This is a genomic window from Paraburkholderia phenoliruptrix (assembly GCF_019511605.1).
Lineage (GTDB): Bacteria > Pseudomonadota > Gammaproteobacteria > Burkholderiales > Burkholderiaceae > Paraburkholderia > Paraburkholderia phenoliruptrix_A.
This window is the reverse complement of record NZ_JAEUAV010000009.1, coordinates 152309-170208: the sequence shown is the minus strand read 5'-3', so window position 1 is coordinate 170208 and position 17900 is coordinate 152309. Positions and strand designations below refer to the sequence as shown.

Below are 17900 nucleotides of genomic sequence, written 5' to 3'. Positions count from 1 at the left end.
GGTGCATGCGTGAAATGGGCGGCACGCCCGCGTTGCCGCAAGATTCTTTCGCTCCAGGACTGACATGACTGATCAGAACACCCCGCCGGTTTTCACGCTGCACAGCGGAAGCCTGCCGCTACTGATTTCGATCCCGCATCTGGGCACCCGGATTCCCGCGGACATTGCCGCGACGATGACACCGGTCGCGCAACGCACCGACGACTGCGACTGGCACCTCGACCGGCTGTATGCATTTGCCAGGCGGATGGGCGCGTCGATTCTCACGCCTACGTATGCGCGCTACGTGATCGACCTGAACCGGCCGCCCGACGGCGCAAACCTGTATCCGGGGCAGGACACTACAGGGCTCCTGCCTGTCGATACCTTCGACAAGGAGCCTTTGTACCGCGAAGGCCAGTTACCGGACGAAGCAGAAGTGGCCCGCCGTCGCGACGCATACTGGATGCCCTATCATGCCGCGCTTGCGAGCGAGCTTGCCGCGCTCAAGGCGCGCCACGGCAAGGTGCTGCTGTGGGAGGCGCATTCGATCCGCTCGCACGTACCGCGGTTTTTCGAAGGGCGCTTGCCCGACTTCAACTTCGGCACCTCGAACGGCGCGAGCGCGGTGGCGGGTCTGGCGGAGGAACTTGCGGCGGTGGTCGAGCGGCATGGCGGTTATTCCGCCGTCGCCAATGGCCGCTTCAAGGGCGGCTATATCACGCGGCATTATGGTCAGCCTTCGCAAGGCGTGCATGCGGTGCAACTGGAGTTGTCGCAGATCACCTATATGCAGGAACAGTTGCCGTACGCCTACGATGAAGCGCTGGCCGCAAAGATCGAGCCTTTGCTCGAGCAACTCGTGACGACGGCGTTGGAGCGCGTCAACGCTGCCTGATCGCGACGCCTGACGCATAACGAAAAAGCCTCGCCACCGGCGAGGCTTTTTTCATGCACGCGGCGCTTCGCGTCAGCGTGGTTCGTCGTTACCCTCGGCGCGAGGGCCATCATCAACGGCAGTGGCGTTCCCAGTGGTGATGCACGTGGACCTTCTTGCAAACCGGGTGATGGTGGCGAGCTGCCTGCGCGGGAGCAATTGCGCCGAAAACGGCGGCGGCCGCGGCAATGGCCAGAACGATCTTCTTCATTACAAAACCCTTAATCCGTGTTGTGAAATTTGCGGTGCGGCACGCCATGCACCGCACGGTACGCAAGCATGCCACACACATGCGTACCGTGTAGGAACGCCGACGCGGCGCAAGTGTCCATTCGCATGGGAAACCGCGCGAAACCGCGTGCGAATTGACGCGCAGCAACGCGTGTGAATTTCGCCACGAAGGCTCGTATGACCCACGGTGCCGCCCTTGCAGACGAGGCCATGCACCGGCTACCCTTTCAAAACGATGACGCACGAAGGCGTCGTCCTTACATCGGGCAAAAGATGGAAGACCCAGCGATGGAAGATTCCGACGAATTGCTGCTCCCAGTCTGGCGCGCGAATCTCGTGCTGCTCACGCGCGAAGTCGGCGCGGCGACTCGCCTCGCACGCATGATGACGTTCTCGGCGAGCTATCTGAAGTTGATGTTGTCCGGCCAGCGCGAATTCAGCGAGGAATTCGTGCGCGGCATAGAAGCGGTGACCGGCTTGCCGAGCGGCTGGATGAACACGCCGCACAGCGAAGAGGAAATTCCCGCCAACGCGCGCGCCGCAATCGACAACGAAGAGCCGCTCGCGCGCTTTCGCGGCACCGCGCATCCGGTGCGAAAAAAGACCGTGCTGCGGCCGCCCGAGCCGATTTTCGGCCAGGCCTCGCCGGCTAAGCGAATGGAGGACGAAACGCTGGACGCCGAAGCGCATAGGCGTCAGGCGTATTTCCGCAAGGTTCGCGAGCTGGCGGTCCAGGAAGTGCGGCGTTTCGAGCGGCATCTCGCGCATGCGCCGGTCGAACTGACGTCGTTGCGATCGCGGGTGGAAGACGTGATTGCCGCCGCCGAGCGCGACGATCCCATTCAGGCCGATCTTGCCGGGCGGCTCGAACAGATCGAGAAGCACCGTCATTTGCTGCTGCGGCATGTGGAGAGCTTGCAGGCTTTGCTTGCGCAATTGGGCGAGGGCGACTGATGCGCGTTCCCATCCGCAGCAGGCTCGCGCGGGCGCCGCGCGGCACAGGGCGCTCATGACGCGCCGCCCGAGGTGCCTTAGCATGGCCGCGGCGCTTGCTCTCGTCGCCGCAGCCTCTGGCGCGTGCGCGCAGGCGGTGGAGGCGTCGAACGGGTCGAACGGGTCGAACGGGTCGAACGGGTCGAACGCGTCGTCTGCTGCATCCGCCGACGAGCGCGCGCCCTACACGACAGAGCGCGACGTGCATCTCTTCACGATCCAGAAGGACGGTTCGGTCGAGGAACACGACGACAGCGTGTTGCGCGCGAACACCGTGAGCGGCGTCGACGACATTGCGCAACGTTACGTGTGGTTCAACAAGGATATCGAGCAGGTGCAGTTGCTCGCCGCCGAAACCATCGCCCCCGATGGCGCGACTCAGGTGGTCGGTCCCGAAGCGATTCGCGACGTTCAGGAGCCGCGTTCGGCGGGCGCGCCGAGCTTTCAGGACGGCGTGTTGCGCACAGTGATCTTTCCGGGCGTAGAGCCGGGCGCGCGCGTGCATCTGGCTTTTCGCAAGACCCGCATGAAGCCCTTGCAGGCGGGCACTTTCGCGTACCTCGTGGAGCCGACCCGCGAGCCGGTAGAGGAGCAGCGCCTGATCTTCGATCTGCCCGCCGACGTGCCGCTTTATGCCGACGCGCGCGGCTACACCGCACAGCCGCCGGTCACCGCGAACGGCCGCACGCGCTACGAATTCCGCTACCGGCATGGGCCGTATGCGCGGCTCGAAGCGGGCGCGGTCGGCTATGCGAACTGGGGCGATCGCCTGATGGTCTCGACCGTGCCCGACTTCGCGAGCTTCGCGGCGCGCTATCGTGTGCCCGCTACCGACGCTACGTTCGACGACCCGGCCATCGTGCGGCTCGCGCAGTCGCTCACCGCGCGAGCCGCCGATCCACGCGAAAAGGCGCACATCCTGTACGACTGGATGCGGATGAACATACGCTACGTGGCGCTCTACCTCGGCGAGACCGCTGCGATCCCGCACAAGGCCGCGAACATTCTGCGCAACCGTTATGGCGACTGCAAGGACCACGTCGCGCTGTACAGCGCGTTGCTGGCGGCGGTCGGCATTCGCAGCGAAGCCGTGCTGCTCAACCTCGGGCCGTACTACAGCTTGCCTGACGTGCCCGGTTACGGCGCGAGCGCCATCAATCACGCAATTGTCTGGATTCCTGAACTGTCGCTATACGCGGACACGACCGCGGGCGGCGTCGGTTTCGGCTATCTGCCGGTCGCCGTCATGGACCGGCCGGTGCTGCTGGTCGGCGAGGGGGTGCTCTCGCGTACGCCCGCCACACAGGAACGTGAGCGGACGGCCCGCGTGCAGATCGACGTCGACGAAAACGGCACGGCGCATTACGCGTATCGCGTGGAGGATGCGGGCTTCACCGCCGAGATCGAGCGCAATGTTTTTCGCCGTGCATCGCGCCAGCGCACGCAGCAGATTGCCGGCAATCGTCTGTTGCAAACCGGGCTGCATGGCAGCGCGCAATTGCAGACCGGCGACGTGGCCGCGACCGACGGGCCGTTCGCGACATGGATGCAGGGCAAACTCGAGCATTTCGTCTGGACGGACGGCACCACTGCCGTGCCCACGTTGACGAGCTTTTCCGGCGGCATGGACTCGCAGGTGCAGGCATGGCTTGCCGAGCCTGTGCGCACGCAGCCGTGGGCCTGCACTGGCGGTGTATTCGACGAGACGCTGGAGATCACGCTGCCGCGCTTTGCGAGGCTGACCGACATACCCGCCGATACGGAAGTGCAGAACCGCTACGTGAGGTTCTCGTCGCACTATGTTTTCGATCCGGCGGCGCGGGTGCTTCAGGTGAGACGTCAGCTTCGCGCCGACTTCGGTCACCAGATGTGCAGCGCCGCGGAGTTCGCCGCGATGCAGGAAGATCTCGTGCGGATCGAGCGCGACCTCGACGCCCAGATTGTCGTCAAGGCCGCGCGGCTGCGTGTGGCGGCCAGCGCGAACTAGCCGCGCTCAGGTGCCGCTCTTCGTGACGATCGGCACCCACGCGCCGTTCTTCACCTGATACAGCGTCGAGGCGCCGCTTTTCAGCGCACCGGTCTTGTCGAACGAGATCTTGCCGGTCACGCCTTCGAAGTCGATCGCCTTCAGCACGGGGCGGTAGTCGTTGGGCGAAGTGGATTTCGCCTGCTGCATGGCGCGAATAGCGGCCCATGCGCCGTCGTAGCCGAACGGCGCATACGAGAGAATCTCGCCGCCAAAGCGCTTCTTGAACTTCGCGGAAAAGTCCTTGCCGCCCGGCAGTTGCGCGAGCGGGCGGCCGTATTCCCAGGCCATCACGCCTTCGGCCGCGTCGCCGGCGAGCTTGATGAACTCCGGATCCTCAACGCCGCCGCCGCCTACCAGTTGCGCGGTCACGCCAAGCTGTTTCATGCGCCGCGCGAAGCCCGCGGCCTGCGTGTCGAGCCCGCCGAAGAAGATCAGGTCCGCATTTGCCGCCTTGATCTTGGTGAGCTGCGTGCTGAAATCGACCGCGTGGTTGTCGGTGTACTCGCGCGCGACTATGGTGCCGCCGTGCGCTTTGACGGCCTTCTCGAACTCGTCCGCTTCGCCCTGACCGAAGGCGGTGCGGTCGTCGATGATCGCGATGCGTTTTGCCTTCGTCACCTCGACCGCGTAGACGCCGGCGTTGCCCGCGTTCTGCGCGTCGGTGGAGATCACCATGAAGGTGTTCGCGAAGCCGCGGCCGGTGATGATCGGGTTGGTGGCGGCAGGGTCGATCACCGGAATGCCGGCCTGCTCGTAGACCTGCGAGGCGGGAATCGTCGTGCCCGAGTTGAAGTGGCCGACCACCACCGAGACGCCCGAATCCACCAGCTTCTGCGCGACCTGCACGCCGATGCGCGGGTCCGCCTGGTCGTCCTGCGAAACGATCTGGAATTGCGCGAGCTTGTCGCCGATCCTGATCTTTTGCGCGTTGGCTTCTTCTAAGGCGAGACGCACGCCGTTTTCGAGGTCCTTGCCATAGCCGGCGTTCGCGCCCGTCAGCGGCGCGGCGAAGCCGATCTTGACCGGCAGGTCGTCGGCGAAACTGCCGGCCGATGCGACGGCAAGAAGGGCGCCGACGCACAGAACAAGCGGTTTGAGCATGCTGTGCAGGGTGGGGTGCCCGGTGTGATGGCTGGTGCGGTGCTTACTCATGGTCTCTCCTCACTTCGTCAGTTCAGGTGTGAAAGCGGCAAGGTGATGACGCGGGTCGCGCGAGGCGCTCGCGCAGAGCGAATACTCGGCGAGCACTCAGCAAGTGCTCGGCAAGTGCTCGGCAAGTGCTCGGCAAGTACCCAGCGAATGCTGAGCGAGCACTCAGCGTTCGGCATTCAGCACTCAGCGAGCGCGGAATTGCCACCGATCGGGCAGGCGTTTCACGCAGGCGCGTACGCTCGCGATCACGCAGGCTGGATCAGGCGACGTTGCATTCGCACGCCGGTCATGTGGCGCGAATATAGGAAGCCAATATGCAGCCGTCTTGGCAGTTCGCGACGCTTTGAATGAGCATTTCGGCACAGCGGCTGCGCGGTCTTGCGCGGGTTGCGCCGTGTGGCGCACGCGCACATGCCAGCCGCGTGATCAGGAGAGAGGAAAGAGAAAGACCACGCGACGCACGGCGCACAACGCGCGCCGCACAGCCTGGCCGGTACTGCCAGCGAGCCCTAGCGCTCGCCCTGCTGGCGCAGCACTTCTTCACGCAGACGCAGCAGCGGCGCTTTGGTTTCTTGGTCGGCCCAGGTGTCGAGATCGTCGATTGCGCGCTGGCAGCCGTCCAGCACGAGGTCGAGATCCACGGGCACGCCGTTGTTCAGCGCGAACTCGATGGTTTCCGCAAACTGCTGGCACTCGTCTTCGCCGTACGAAATGTCGAGGTTGTCCGCGATCACTTCGGCAATGTTGCTACGCGCCTTGTCGTCGGGCGTCACCATGTCGATGATGCCGCGCGCCACCGCGGGCGAGTAGTAGAGCGCGATGTCCAGCCACTGCGCGGGATCGAAGTCCGGCTGGTCGAACTGGTTTTCGAAGAACTCGATGGCTTCCTGTTCGTGCACCTCGTCGGCGTCCACGCTCATGCACAACTGCTCAAAATACTCTTCCCGCTCGCTGCGGATATAACCGTCCATCGATGCCTCGTCTGCTGAATGCCGGGTGCGTGAGAAAGTGGCCGCGCGGGCGTTGCCCTGCGCGCGGCACGCATTATAGGACGAGCGCCCTGCGCGCGAGGTTCCGTGCGGCTACGCGGTTTCCGCTACCCACGCGTCGAACCATTCGCGCGGCTGCGCGATTTCGTTTTGCGCGGCCACCAGTTCCAGTTCGTAGCGCCCGGCCTGCCACGTCGTCTTGACCACCGCGTTGACGGCGGCGAGCGTGTGCTCAAAGGCGGCGCGAATCGTATCGCCGAGCAGTGTGCGCGCGACGAACACCGCGCTCGTCACATCGCCCACGCCGACCGGCTGGCGCGCGAACGGGTAGAGCGGACGCTGACCCATCCACGCCTCACGCTCGGTGACCACCAGCATGTTGAAGCGGTCCGCGGGACTGTTGCGGTCGAGCAGATGCTTGACCAGCACGAGCTTCGGTCCGCGCGCGATGATTTCGCGGCACGCGGTGACGGCTTCTTCCAGCGTCTCGATTTCGCGGCCGACGAGCCGCTGCAATTCGGTGTGGTTCGGCGCCATCGCGTCGGCCATTTCCGGCATGGTGTTGACGAGGAACTCCTGGATGCCCGGCTCGACCTTGCAGCCGCCCGCGGCGCCCATGACCGGGTCGCAGAAATACCAGGCGCGCGGATTCGCGGCCTTCACGGCCTTGACGATTTCCAGTACCGACTGTGCCTGCTCGGGCGTGCCGAGGTAGCCCGACAGCACCGCGTCGCAGCGCGGCAGCATGCCGATTGCGCCAATGCCTTCGGCGAGTTCTTCCATCTGCCTCGCGTTGATGGCGGTGCCGGTCCAGTGGCCGTACTGCGTGTGATTCGAAAATTGCACCGTGTTGAGCGGCCACACGTTCACGCCAAGCCGACGCATCGGGAAAACGGCCGCGCTGTTACCCGCGTGCCCAAAAACGACATGTGACTGAATGCTCAGAACGTTCTTCGTCATGGTATGGCTCGCGCAGGCGGACGTGCGCGATCAAGAAAACGGGAGGGATGCGCGGCGATGGTGCACGGGCGGGTGCCGGACACTTCGCGCGCAGGACTGCTTCACACCTTGCAAGAACAATGCACGGTCTGCATCGTGAAGAAACAATACATGAGTTTGCCGCAAGGCAGGCGATCCGTCCCCGTGTTGTTGCGCCGAACCATCAGCGGCGACGGCTCAGACGAGCTCCCGGTAAAGCGCCAGGTAGCGCTCCGCCGACGCGCCCCAGCCGAAATCCTGGCGCATTGCGCGCCGCTGCGCCGCTTTCCATTCGGTGCGCCGCCCATACAGCGCGAACGCGCGGCGAATGGCCGCCGTCAGGCTGCGCGGCGTGAAGCGCTCGAACACGAAGCCGGTGGCGAGATCTTCGGCGAGGTTTTCGAGCGAGGCGTCCACCACGGTGTCGGCAAGACCGCCCACGCTATGCACGAGCGGCAGCGAGCCGTAGGCGAGCGCATACAACTGCGTGAGGCCGCACGGCTCGAAGCGCGACGGCACGGCGATCACGTCGCTGCCCGCGATGATGGTATGCGCGAGCGTTTCGTCGAAGCCCAGTTCCACCGCGACGCACTCCGGGTGCGTCTGTGCGACGCGCTTCAGGCCGTTTTCGAGTGCCGGGTCGCCGGTGCCGAACACCACCAGTTGGCCGCCGCGCTTGACGATCTCCGGCACGGTTTCGAGCAGCAGATCGAGGCCTTTCTGCTCGGTGAGCCGGCTCACCACGCCGAACAGCAGCGCGTCGCTTTTTTGCGCGAGACCGAAGCGTTTTTGCAATGCCTCCTTGCAGGCCAGCTTGCCGGCGAGCTTCGTTGCGGTGTAGCGGTGCTCGAGGAGGGCGTCGCCGGACGGGTTCCACACTGTGTAATCCACGCCGTTCAGAATGCCGCTCAGGTCGTGCGCGCGGCTGCGCAGCAGGCCGTCGAGCCCGCCGCCTTGCGCGAGCGTCTGGATTTCGCGCGCGTACGTCGGGCTCACGGTCGTGATGCGGTCGCTGTAGAAGAGCCCCGCCTTCAGAAACGACAGTTGTCCGTAGAATTCGACGCCCTGCATGCTGAAGAAGTCGTCCGGCAAACCAAGCTGGCCGAACTGATGCGCGGGAAACACGCCCTGATAAGCGAGGTTGTGCACGGTAAACACGCTGCGCGCGGGCGCCCGGCCATGCTGCCGTTCGGCCGCTTTCAGATAGGCGGCGGCGAGCCCGGCATGCCAGTCGTGCGCGTGCACGATCTGCGGCGACCACGCCGGATCGAGCTGCTGCGCAAGTTGCGCGGCGACCCAGCCGAGCAGCGCGAAACGCTGCGCGTTGTCGCCATAGGGCACGAGTTCGTCGTTCAGATAGGGATTGCCGGGCCGGTCGTACAGCGTGGCCGCGCGGATCATGTAGACGATAAGGCCGTTCGACGGCAGCGTACCCTGTTCCAGCGCGACGCCCGGTGCGTCGAAACGGCGGCCCAGCTGCGCGACCGGACGCACGTCGCGCAGGCCGGCGGCCACCGCCGGAAACCCCGGCAGCAGCACGCGCACGTCGGCGCCGCGCTCCACCAGTGCGGCGGGCAGCGCGCCCGCGACGTCGGCGAGACCGCCTGTCTTGAGAAGGGGATACAGCTCGCTGGCGACGTGCAGGGCGCGAATCGTCATAGGCTCGGTCTCGTTCCTTTGAATGCTGGGGGCGATGAACGGTGCAGGCAGCTTGCGCAGCGCGCGCGCCTGGTCACTTCAGGTCCTGTTGCAGCGACTCGGGCGTGACCAGCACGACGCCGTCGTCGGTGCGATAGAAACGCTCGGCGTCGCGCACCGGATCTTCGCCTATCACCGTGCCGTCGGGTATCGAGCAACCGCGGTCCACGACCACCTTCTGCAAGCGGCAACTCGCGCCGACGGTGACCTGCGGCAACAAGACTGCCTCATTGATGTTACAGAACGAACTCACCTTGACGTTCGACGACAACACCGAGCGCGAGATCTGCGAGCCCGAGATCACACAGCCGCCGCACACGATCAGATTGTTGCCCGAGCCTTGCAGGCCCTTCAGGTCGCGCACGAACTTGGCGGGCGGCAACTGCTCCTGGTAAGTCCAGATCGGCCAGCTGCGGTCGTAGAGGTCGAGCGTCGGGATCGTGGAGGCAAGGTCGAGATTGGCGGCCCAATAGGCGTCGATGGTGCCCACGTCGCGCCAGTACGGCTCGACGTTCGGGTCCGACGACACGCACGACATGCTGAACGGATGCGCGATCGCCGTGCCCTGCGTGACGACGCGCGGCAGGATGTCCTTGCCGAAGTCATGGTCGGTATCCACGCTGGAGATGTTCTCCTCGAGCAGTGCGTACAGGTAGTCGGCGTTGAACACGTAGATGCCCATGCTCGCGAGCGCGGTGTCCGGGCGGCCGGGAATCGCGGGCGGGTCGGCCGGCTTTTCGACGAAGCCGGTGACGCGGCGGTTTTCGTCCACTGCCATCACGCCGAAAGCGACCGCGTCCATGCGCGGCACCTCGATGCAGCCGACCGTGCAGTCTGCGCCGCTTTCCGCGTGGTCCGCGATCATGCGCGTGTAGTCCATCTTGTAGATGTGATCGCCCGCGAGCACGACCACGTATTTCGGCCGGATAGAACGGATGATGTCGAGGTTCTGGAACACCGCGTCGGCCGTGCCGCGATACCAGTGCGCGCCTTCCACGCGCTGCTGCGCGGGCCACAGGTCGATGAATTCGCCGAACTCGCCGCGCAGGAAACCCCAGCCGCGCTGCAGATGGCGCAACAGCGAGTGCGCCTTGTACTGCGTGACGACGGCGATGCGGCGGATGCCCGAGTTCAGGCAATTGGACAGCGCGAAATCGATGATGCGGAATTTGCCGCCGAAATGCACAGCCGGTTTCACCCGCTTGTTGGTGAGCGGGCCGAGCCGGGTGCCGCGTCCGCCAGCAAGCACGATGGCGAGGGTAGTGCGTTGCAGATCGTTCAGCCGTGCCGGAGTATCCATGTTTGTCTCCTTCGGTTTTATCGTGGTGCCCTGCAATGGGTGCTGATTTGCTTTCCCCGATGATGCTGGTCGACCGCTTCTGCATTGATTCGCGCGTCCGGACCGCTGCGCTGGCGAGTCCGTCCCGTAGTTCTAGCACTGAATCGGCTTGCGCGGGCGACGTTTGTCGGGCGCGGGCCGCCGTTGCGCTCAACTGTGTACGATCGCGCGTGACGCGGCCGCCTGCTGTGCGTTACGACACACAGCGCGTGAGCGTCAGGAGCGCAATATGCGTGCCACCCGCCGGACGCGCTGTGCCGGGCCGCGCGGGCCGCGGTGTTGCGCGCGCCGCTGCGCGCTTGCGCAGGCAATCGTAGAATCGTCCGCGACGTGGGCGGCGTGCCGGCGCTTCTTTTGCAGCGGGTTTCCGACGCGTGCCCGTCCGTGCCTTTCGCGTTCTTTTACTGCGCGTTTTTCTGTTCTTTTTCTGTTCTTCCTGGACACTATGCCAATCAGCTTTCGCCGTTTTCCATTGCCTGCCGCATTGAGCGTGGCCGTACTCTGCGCGGCATCGTTCGCCGTTCACGATGCGTCCGCCGTGTCCGCGGGCCTGCCGCAAACCGACACGCCGGTGGCCTCGGCGGTCGCTCCGGCCAGTGGCACGTCCGGCGCCGCCGGGAACGCCGCCAGCGCCGCCGGTGCCGCCGGTGACAATGCGGGCCCCGCCTACGGCCCGGAGTTGCAGGGCTTCACCTACCCGGCGCCCGTCGGGCAGTACACGTTCACTTCGCAAGGCATTGCGCTGCACATGGCTTACATGGACGTCAAACCGGCGCACGCAAACGGCCGCACGGCGGTGCTTCTGCACGGCAAGAATTTTTGCGCGGCAACGTGGGAGGGGACCATTGCTCGTCTGAGCGAAGCCGGTTATCGCGTGATCGCGCCCGACCAGATCGGCTTTTGCAAGTCGAGCAAGCCCGAGCACTATCAGTACAGTTTTCAGCAACTGGCGCGCAATACGCATGCGCTGCTGGAGTCGCTCGGCGTGAAGGACGCGACGATCATCGGCCATTCGACCGGCGGCATGCTCGCCGTGCGCTACGCGCTGATGTATCCGCGCGAGACGCAGCAACTGGTGCTCGTCAATCCGATTGGGCTCGAGGACTGGAAGGCGAAGGGCGTGCCGTCGCTATCGGTAGACGACTGGTATCAGCGCGAACTGAAGACCAGTGCCGACGGCATTCGCCGCTATGAGCAATCCACCTATTACGCCGGCCAGTGGCGCGCCGATTATGAACCGTGGGTGCAGATGCTCGCGGGCATGTACCGTGGGCCGGGCAAGCAGATTGTCGCGTGGAATTCGGCGCTGCTCTACGACATGATCTACACGCAGCCGGTGGTCTACGAATTCGGCCAGTTGAGCATGCCCACGCTGTTGCTGATCGGCCAGAAGGACACCACCGCGATCGGCAAGGACGCGGCCCCGCCCGAGGTGCGCGCGAAGATCGGCCACTATCCCGAGCTGGGCAAGGCCGCGGCGCAGGCCATTCCACATGCGACGCTGGTCGAATTCGCCGATCTCGGCCATGCACCGCAGATGCAGGACCCGGCCGCATTCCACAAGGCGCTGCTGGATGGAATGGCAGCAGTACAGATCGGTCGCTGAGTTCGCGGGACGTGAAGGCCTAGGAGGGCGGGAAAGGGCTCGGAGGGGCTCTGAGGGCCGCCGCCCCTTCACTTCGCGCCGGCCAGTTCCTCGCGAATTTCCGCGCCGATCTCGAACGAGCGCAGCCGCGCCTTGTGATCGTAAATCTGCGCGGTCAGCATCAATTCGTCCGCGCGCGTTTGCTCGATGATGGACTTCAGACTCTCGCGCACCGCGTCGCGATCGCCGATCGCCGTGCACGCGAGCGAATGCGCCACCGAACTCAATTCCATTTCCGATGCCGCGAGCCGTTCGACCGGCGGCTGCAATTGCCCCGGCGTGCCGCGCCGCAAGTTGATGAACTGCTGCTGGAGCGATGTGAAGAGGCGCTGCGCTTCTTCCTGCGTGTCCGCTGCAAAGAGATTCACGCCGACCATCGCGTACGGCTTGTCGAGCGTCGCGGAAGGGCGGAACTGCGAACGGTAAACCTGCAACGCCGTGAGCATGTAATCCGGCGCGAAGTGCGACGCAAATGCAAACGGCAAGCCGAGCGCCGCCGCCAGTTGCGCGCTGAAAAGCGACGAGCCGAGCAGCCACAGCGGCACGTGCAAGCCCGCGCCGGGCACCGCACGAACCCGCTGGCCGGCGGCCGGGTCCGCGAAATAGCGCTGCAGTTCGACGACGTCGTCGGGAAAAGAGTCCGCGCTGTTTTGCAGGTCGCGGCGCAGCGCGCGGGCCGTGGTCTGGTCGGTGCCGGGCGCGCGCCCCAGACCCAGGTCGATGCGGCCGGGATACAGCGACTCGAGCGTGCCGAACTGTTCTGCAATCACGAGCGGCGCGTGATTCGGCAGCATGACGCCGCCGGAACCCACACGGATAGTCTTTGTGCCGCCCGCCACGTAGCCGATCACCACCGAGGTGGCCGCGCTCGCAATGCCGGTCATGTTGTGGTGCTCGGCGAGCCAGAAGCGGCGGTAGTTCCACCGTTCCGCGTGTTGCGCGAGATCGAGCGTGTTCCTGAAGGCATCCGCCGGCGTGGCGCCGGCAATGACGGGTGAGAGGTCGAGGACCGAAAAGGGGATCATTGTCTGTGGTTTTGCCGTTTCTGGCGCTTTCACGCGATGGAGCATTCTCGCAAAGCTTCGAGCTTTCTGCTGGCGACGCCGCGATGCCCACGCTTGCGAAAGGGTTTGTCGGCGGGTTCGTCGGCGGCTTTATCGGCGGGTTTGTCAGCGCGGGCGGCTCGGCATTACATGCAGAGCCGATATAGATATGGCCGATCAATATTTAACAAGCGCATGATGCGCTGCTACCGTGAGGGCCTCGAAAACGCGCTGCAAATAGCTCGCAACAGTTCGCAAAGAGTGTCGCAGCGTGCGTCTGCAGCGCCGTCGCCCCGCCGGGCGGCAACCATTCACGGAGGCATTCGCGTGTCCATCGAATTCATCGGCATGATCCAGACTCGCAAGGTGTCGGAAACACACGCGCCGCAAGGGCCCGTTATCGACATCGGCTACGTCGAGCAGTTTGCCCGCGCGCACGAGGCGGCGGGCTTCGACCGCATTCTCGTGCCGCATCACTCGACGAGCCCCGACGCGCTGTTGACCGTGGCGCGCGCGGCGACCGTGACGAGCAGGGTGCACTTCATGCTCGCGCATCGTCCGGGCTTTGTCGCGCCGACGCTCGCCGCGCGGCAACTGGCGACGCTCGATCACTACTCGGGTGGCCGTCTTGCGGTGCACATCATTTCCGGCGGCGACGACGCCGAGCAGCGCCGCGACGGCGACTTCCTTTCCCACGACGAACGCTACGCGCGCACGGACGAGTATCTGCAGATCGTGCGGCGCATCTGGACCGAAGCCGCGCCGTTCGATCACCACGGCAAGTACTACCGCTTCGAACAGGGCTTTTCCGAAGTCAAGCCGCTGCAGCAGCCGCATATTCCGGTGTATTTCGGCGGCGCGTCGGCGCCTGCGCTGGCAATTGCCGGACGTCACGCGGATGTCTACGCACTGTGGGGCGAATCGAAGGCGCAAGTGCACGAGCAGGTGACGCGCGTGCGTGCCGAGGCCGCGAAACACGGGCGCAGCGTGCGCTTTTCGGTGTCGTTCCGGCCGATTCTCGCCTCGACCGAAGCCGCCGCGTGGGAGCGCGCCGAGCGCATCCTCGCTGAAACCAGGCGGCTGCGCGCGGCGCAGGGACTCGGCGTAGGCGGCCCGGCGCAAAGCGAGGGCGCACGGCGGCTGCTCGCGGCAGCCGGCGATTCGGATCGCGCCGACGAACGCCTGTGGACCGGCATCGCGAAGGAAATTGGCGGACGTTCGAATTCGACAGCCCTGGTCGGCACGCCAGAACAGGTCGCAAAGACGCTTGCCGAGTACTACGCGCTTGGCGTCACGACCTTTCTCGTGCGCGGCTTCGATCCGCTCGAAGACGCCATCGACTATGGCCGCGAACTGATTCCCGCAACCCGCGAGCAGATCGCGCGCGTCGCGCAGACCGGCAGTGTTCCCGACGGCGCGACCCTGGCTGCCTGAACCGCGGCGGCAGGCGCACCTGGGGCTTTGGGCCGCGTCTTTGGGCCGTGTCACATTGCACCGCGTTGGACCGCGACCTTCCGGGCAACGCGCGCTAACAGTGCATGCCCTGACATGCGCGAGGTTCGTGCAACCTCGCGCATTCCAATCTTTGAAACTATCCTCCAAGGTTACCGATGACCGCTACTTTGCGATCGGACCGGCTACGCGCATTCGTAGCCCGGATCGCGTCGCTCGTCGACAGCGAAATGCCCGAAGCCGAGCTACTGGAGGCGGGCGGCGCCGCGCTCGGCGAATTGATTGCCTACGACGACTGGCTCCCCGACGCCTTCGCGCAGCCGCACCCCGAGCGCTATCAGCAGTTCCTGCTGCATGCGGACTCGCGCCAGCGTTTTTCCATCGTAAGTTTCGTGTGGGGACCGGGTCAGGCGACGCCGGTGCACGATCACACAGTATGGGGTTTGATCGGCGTGTTGCGTGGCGCGGAAATTGCGCAGCGTTACCGTGTCACGGCACTCGGTGAAATTGTCGAGCACGGCGCTCCCGAGCGTCTTGCCGCAGGCGCCGTGGATGCGGTGTCGCCGCGCATCGGCGATATTCATCGCGTGAGCAATGCATTTGGTGACCGTACGTCGATCAGTATTCACGTGTACGGTGGGAATATCGGTGCCGTGAGCCGTTCGGTGTATCCCGGCGGAGCGGCCCGCAAAACGTTTGTGTCCGGCTATTCGAACGACGTGTTGCCGAACATCTGGAATGTGTCGAAGGAGTCCCCGATCCCATGACTTTCGTGAAAGATTTTCGTACCCGATCTTATGCAGACGTGCGCCGCGCACTGCTCGAACGCGAGGAACTCGCCTTCGTCGACGTGCGCGAGGAAGACCCGCACGCGCGCAGTCATCCGCTTTTTGCTGCGAACCTGCCGCTGTCGCGGCTCGAACTCGACGCGCCGGTGCGCCTGCCGCGCCGCGATGTGCCGATCGTCGTGCTCGACGACGGCGAAGGACTGGCCGCGCGCGCCGCCGCGCGTTTCGAAAGCCTGGGCTACACGGACGTTGCGCTGCTCGAAGGCGGCTTGCAAGGTTGGCGCAAGGCGGGCGGCGAGTTGTTCCAGGACGTCAACGTGCCGAGCAAGGCGTTCGGCGAACTGGTGGAAAGCGTGCGCCACACGCCGTCGCTGCCGGCGCAGCAGGTGCAGGCGCTGCTCGATCGCGAAGAAAACGTGGTCGTGCTCGACGCGCGCCGTTACGACGAGTATCAGACCATGAACATTCCCGGCAGCATCAGCGTGCCGGGAGCGGAACTCGTGCTGCGCGCGCGCGAGCTTGCGCCTGACCCTGCCACGCGCATCATCGTCAATTGCGCGGGGCGTACGCGCAGCATCATCGGCGCGCAGTCGCTGATCAACGCGGGACTGCCCAATCCGGTTGCGGCGCTGCGCAACGGCACCATCGGCTGGACGCTCGCGGGGCAGCCGCTCGCGCACGGCAGTTCGCGTCGGCCGGGTCCGGTCGTGGACGACGCGCTGCGTCTTGTCGCGGCCGACGGCGCGCGCTCGGTAGCGGATCGCGCGAAAGTAGGCCGCACGTCGCGCGACGAAGCGCGCCGCTGGGCCGACGAAGCGGTGCGCACGGTCTATCGCTTCGACGTACGCACGCCCGAGGAATACGAAGCGGGGCACGTGCCGGGCTTTCGCTCTGCGCCCGGCGGCCAGCTCGTGCAGGAAACGGAGATGTTCGCGCCGGTGCGCGGCGCGCGCGTGATTCTCGCGGATAGCGACGGCGTGCGCGCCAACATGACCGCGTCATGGCTCGCGCAGATGAACGTCGAGGTGTACGTGGTGGACGGCCTGACCGCCGCCGATTTCGCGGAAAAAGGCGCGGCCCCCGCCGCGCGCTTTGCGCCGCAGCCGCCCGACGCGGACGAAATCGCGCCTGCCGAACTCGCCGCGCTGCTGCAGTCGCCGGGCACCGTCGTGCTCGATTTCACCAGCAGCGCGAACTATGTGAAGCGCCACATAGCGGGCGCGTGGTTCGTGATCCGCAGTCAGCTCGAAACGGCGCTGCACAAGCTGCCTGACGCGCGCCGCTATGTACTGACCTGCGGCAGCAGTCTGCTCGCGCGTTTTGCCGCGCCCGAGGTGGCGGCGCTGACCGGCAAGCCGGTGCAGGTGCTCGCTGGCGGCACGGCGGCGTGGATCGAAGCGGGGCTGCCCGTGGAAAGCGGCGAGACGCGCATGGCGTCGCCGCGCATCGACCGTTACCGGCGTCCGTATGAGGGAACCGACAACGCGCGCGAGGCGATGAACGCGTATCTGGAGTGGGAGTATGGGCTCGTCGCCCAACTCGCGCGCGACGGCACGCACGGGTTCCATGTGATCTGACGAGGGTTGCGCCGGCGGGTCGAGACATCCGGTCTATCTCGCCCCCGACCGTAAACTCACGCAGCGCTTTGCAACCCGCGCCTGTCCGCGTGCGGGCCGCGCATCTCCTTGAACTGCCGCGCGATCACCGCACCGAGGCGTTCCACCGGCTGTTGCAGTTTGCCGAGCACGCGCGGCTGCACGAGCCAGATGTCGATAAGCGGCTTGAAGTCGCTGACCGACACCACGTCGAGCAGCCCGGCATAGCTGCTCGCAGCCAGCAGCGGCAAGGGCACGAGCCCGAGGCCGTGACCGTCGGCAACAAGCTGCAACTGCAGTTCGGTGCCGAGCGTTTCGAGATTCAGCCTGAGCGTGAGTCCGAGGCCCGTCAGCGCACGCTGCAGGCCGTCGCGGAAGCCGCAGCCATCCGGATTCAGCACCCAGCCGAGCGACTGGCACTCGGCGAGCGTGTGCGCGCGCTTCTTCACGAGCCCCTTGCGGGCGACCACCGCCAGTTTGACGCGGCCGAGCGAGCGCGCCGAGAGCGCGTCGCCGAAGGTCTTGTTGGCGGGCAGCAGCATTGCGGCGACGTCCAGATCGCCGTTTTCCAGTTGTTGCAGCAACTGGCTGCTCCAGCCGGTGCAGGCGCGCGTCTGCAAATCGGGGTAGGCGGCTTTCACCGCGCGCAGCGCTTCGCCAAGCGCAATATCGGCGACAGTCTGCGCGACGCCCACGCGCAGCGTGCCGATGGGCGGCGTGTCGGTCGCGACGATTTCGCGCAACACGTCCAGTTCGCGCTGGATCACCCGGCATTGCTCATACACGACGCGGCCGGTTGCCGTCGCCTTCAATGGGCGCGTGTTGCGATCGAGCAATTCGACGCCAAGCGCTTCCTCGAAATTCTGCAGACGGCGCGTAATGGCCGGCTGCGTGAGCCCGAGCGCGAGCGCCGCCTGCTGCAGCGACTGACAGCGAATGACCGTGACGTAAGCGTCGATTTCGTCGATCTTCATGATGCGCGATGGGATTGGTTCGTGCGCCTGATGATACCTGCGGCGCGATTGCGGCGGACCTGGCCGGCAACAAAAATT

General features: G+C 65.4%; 15 protein-coding genes. 7 read left to right on the top strand and 8 right to left on the bottom strand.

Annotated elements, in window-relative coordinates; translation table 11 throughout:
• The first annotated feature begins 64 nt into the window (after positions 1–64).
• Positions 65–877, top strand: a complete 813-nt coding sequence (gene hutG, locus JNB89_RS14665) for an N-formylglutamate deformylase (protein ID WP_220362657.1) — start codon at positions 65–67, stop codon at positions 875–877.
• 112 nt (positions 878–989) lie between these two features.
• Here the strand turns inward: hutG and JNB89_RS14660 are convergent, their stop codons facing one another.
• The gene (locus JNB89_RS14660; RefSeq protein WP_167507900.1) at positions 990–1127 is read right to left on the bottom strand and encodes a hypothetical protein; all 138 of its coding nucleotides are present in this window, start codon (positions 1125–1127) and stop codon (positions 990–992) included.
• A 308-nt stretch (positions 1128–1435) separates the two neighbouring features.
• Between JNB89_RS14660 and JNB89_RS14655 the strand changes: the two genes are divergently transcribed.
• Together JNB89_RS14655 and JNB89_RS14650 are read left to right on the top strand one after the other, a co-directional pair.
• The gene (locus JNB89_RS14655) at positions 1436–2101 is read left to right on the top strand and encodes a hypothetical protein (RefSeq protein WP_013339736.1); all 666 of its coding nucleotides are present in this window, start codon (positions 1436–1438) and stop codon (positions 2099–2101) included.
• An 82-nt stretch (positions 2102–2183) separates the two neighbouring features.
• Positions 2184–4127, top strand: coding sequence for a DUF3857 domain-containing transglutaminase family protein (locus JNB89_RS14650; protein WP_223216757.1), 1944 nt, complete (start codon positions 2184–2186; stop codon positions 4125–4127).
• Positions 4128–4133: 6 nt separating this feature from the next.
• On the opposite strand, the gene JNB89_RS14645 is transcribed toward JNB89_RS14650, so the two are convergent.
• The 5 genes from JNB89_RS14645 to glgC form a co-directional block, all read right to left on the bottom strand.
• Entirely contained in the window at positions 4134–5321 is a 1188-nt protein-coding gene (locus tag JNB89_RS14645) for a branched-chain amino acid ABC transporter substrate-binding protein (protein ID WP_220362655.1), read from the bottom strand.
• 509 nt (positions 5322–5830) lie between these two features.
• A complete protein-coding gene (locus JNB89_RS14640; protein WP_220362654.1) occupies positions 5831–6292 on the bottom strand; it encodes a hypothetical protein in 462 nt (153 codons plus the stop codon).
• 111 nt (positions 6293–6403) lie between these two features.
• Entirely contained in the window at positions 6404–7270 is an 867-nt protein-coding gene (gene pdxY, locus JNB89_RS14635) for a pyridoxal kinase PdxY (RefSeq protein WP_013339732.1), read from the bottom strand.
• A gap of 216 nt (positions 7271–7486) precedes the next feature.
• A complete protein-coding gene (gene glgA / locus JNB89_RS14630) occupies positions 7487–8947 on the bottom strand; it encodes a glycogen synthase GlgA (protein WP_135894818.1) in 1461 nt (486 codons plus the stop codon).
• A 73-nt stretch (positions 8948–9020) separates the two neighbouring features.
• The gene (glgC, locus tag JNB89_RS14625; protein WP_013339730.1) at positions 9021–10286 is read right to left on the bottom strand and encodes a glucose-1-phosphate adenylyltransferase; all 1266 of its coding nucleotides are present in this window, start codon (positions 10284–10286) and stop codon (positions 9021–9023) included.
• A 484-nt stretch (positions 10287–10770) separates the two neighbouring features.
• On the opposite strand from glgC, the gene JNB89_RS14620 reads away from it, so the two are divergent.
• Entirely contained in the window at positions 10771–11931 is a 1161-nt protein-coding gene (locus JNB89_RS14620) for an alpha/beta fold hydrolase (RefSeq protein WP_220362653.1), read from the top strand.
• Positions 11932–11999: 68 nt separating this feature from the next.
• On the opposite strand, the gene JNB89_RS14615 is transcribed toward JNB89_RS14620, so the two are convergent.
• Positions 12000–12995: an LLM class flavin-dependent oxidoreductase gene (locus tag JNB89_RS14615; RefSeq protein WP_013339728.1), complete on the bottom strand. Its 996-nt coding sequence runs from the start codon at positions 12993–12995 to the stop codon at positions 12000–12002.
• Positions 12996–13340: 345 nt separating this feature from the next.
• Here JNB89_RS14615 and JNB89_RS14610 point away from each other — a divergent pair, with 345 nt between their 5' ends.
• From JNB89_RS14610 to JNB89_RS14600, 3 genes are all read left to right on the top strand, one after another.
• The gene (locus tag JNB89_RS14610) at positions 13341–14447 is read left to right on the top strand and encodes an LLM class flavin-dependent oxidoreductase (protein ID WP_220362652.1); all 1107 of its coding nucleotides are present in this window, start codon (positions 13341–13343) and stop codon (positions 14445–14447) included.
• Positions 14448–14623: 176 nt separating this feature from the next.
• Positions 14624–15232, top strand: a complete 609-nt coding sequence (locus JNB89_RS14605; RefSeq protein ID WP_220362651.1) for a cysteine dioxygenase — start codon at positions 14624–14626, stop codon at positions 15230–15232.
• Positions 15229–16830, top strand: a complete 1602-nt coding sequence (locus JNB89_RS14600) for a rhodanese-related sulfurtransferase (RefSeq protein ID WP_013339725.1) — start codon at positions 15229–15231, stop codon at positions 16828–16830. The genes JNB89_RS14605 and JNB89_RS14600 overlap by 4 nt, the downstream gene beginning before the upstream one ends.
• Positions 16831–16886: 56 nt before the next feature.
• Here the strand turns inward: JNB89_RS14600 and JNB89_RS14595 are convergent, their stop codons facing one another.
• Complete coding sequence (locus tag JNB89_RS14595) at positions 16887–17822, bottom strand: LysR family transcriptional regulator (RefSeq protein ID WP_220362650.1); 936 nt, start codon at positions 17820–17822, stop codon at positions 16887–16889.
• Positions 17823–17900: the final 78 nt, after the last annotated feature.

What these genes read in the sequence shown, in the direction of transcription:
- hutG (WP_220362657.1), top strand. Translation starts at nt 65, where the DNA reads ATGACTGATCAGAACACCCCGCCGGTTTTCACGCTGCACAGCGGAAGC.
- JNB89_RS14660 (WP_167507900.1), bottom strand. Translation starts at nt 1,127, where the DNA reads ATGAAGAAGATCGTTCTGGCCATTGCCGCGGCCGCCGCCGTTTTCGGC.
- JNB89_RS14655 (WP_013339736.1), top strand. Translation starts at nt 1,436, where the DNA reads ATGGAAGATTCCGACGAATTGCTGCTCCCAGTCTGGCGCGCGAATCTC.
- JNB89_RS14650 (WP_223216757.1), top strand. Translation starts at nt 2,184, where the DNA reads ATGGCCGCGGCGCTTGCTCTCGTCGCCGCAGCCTCTGGCGCGTGCGCG.
- JNB89_RS14645 (WP_220362655.1), bottom strand. Translation starts at nt 5,321, where the DNA reads ATGAGTAAGCACCGCACCAGCCATCACACCGGGCACCCCACCCTGCAC.
- JNB89_RS14640 (WP_220362654.1), bottom strand. Translation starts at nt 6,292, where the DNA reads ATGGACGGTTATATCCGCAGCGAGCGGGAAGAGTATTTTGAGCAGTTG.
- pdxY (WP_013339732.1), bottom strand. Translation starts at nt 7,270, where the DNA reads ATGACGAAGAACGTTCTGAGCATTCAGTCACATGTCGTTTTTGGGCAC.
- glgA (WP_135894818.1), bottom strand. Translation starts at nt 8,947, where the DNA reads ATGACGATTCGCGCCCTGCACGTCGCCAGCGAGCTGTATCCCCTTCTC.
- glgC (WP_013339730.1), bottom strand. Translation starts at nt 10,286, where the DNA reads ATGGATACTCCGGCACGGCTGAACGATCTGCAACGCACTACCCTCGCC.
- JNB89_RS14620 (WP_220362653.1), top strand. Translation starts at nt 10,771, where the DNA reads ATGCCAATCAGCTTTCGCCGTTTTCCATTGCCTGCCGCATTGAGCGTG.
- JNB89_RS14615 (WP_013339728.1), bottom strand. Translation starts at nt 12,995, where the DNA reads ATGATCCCCTTTTCGGTCCTCGACCTCTCACCCGTCATTGCCGGCGCC.
- JNB89_RS14605 (WP_220362651.1), top strand. Translation starts at nt 14,624, where the DNA reads ATGACCGCTACTTTGCGATCGGACCGGCTACGCGCATTCGTAGCCCGG.
- JNB89_RS14600 (WP_013339725.1), top strand. Translation starts at nt 15,229, where the DNA reads ATGACTTTCGTGAAAGATTTTCGTACCCGATCTTATGCAGACGTGCGC.
- JNB89_RS14595 (WP_220362650.1), bottom strand. Translation starts at nt 17,822, where the DNA reads ATGAAGATCGACGAAATCGACGCTTACGTCACGGTCATTCGCTGTCAG.